Here is a 270-nt window from a genome sequence, read left to right as displayed (position 1 = left end):
CTGCGGCTCGTCCAGCGGCGCCCAGTCGCGCACGGTGTCGCCGCCGCTCAGGCCGTGATAGACGATGCGCACCTCATAACCGGTCTTGCTGGCGTCCATCACGAACATCTTCCCCGCGCCGGACGGCGAGTCCTTGGTCAGGCGCACCAGATCGTTCTGGTTGATCTTGTTGGCCGGGTCGCGATAGCGCAGGAACACGTCGACCGAGCTGTAGCGCTCCCACGGGAAGTTCTCGGCCAGCACCGGCACGGTGTTGATCGCGTACAGATC

At 65.2% G+C, this 270-nt stretch carries 1 protein-coding gene; it reads right to left on the bottom strand.

The window, feature by feature from the left end:
* On the bottom strand, window positions 1-270 hold a 270-nt coding region (locus HKX41_11620; protein ID NNC24781.1), incomplete at both ends, for a hypothetical protein.

Origin of the sequence: Salifodinibacter halophilus (genome assembly GCA_012999515.1) — a bacterium.
GTDB lineage: Bacteria > Pseudomonadota > Gammaproteobacteria > Nevskiales > Salinisphaeraceae > Salifodinibacter > Salifodinibacter halophilus.
The sequence above is the reverse complement of the archived record's forward strand: the minus strand, read 5'-3'. Positions and strand labels throughout refer to the sequence as shown.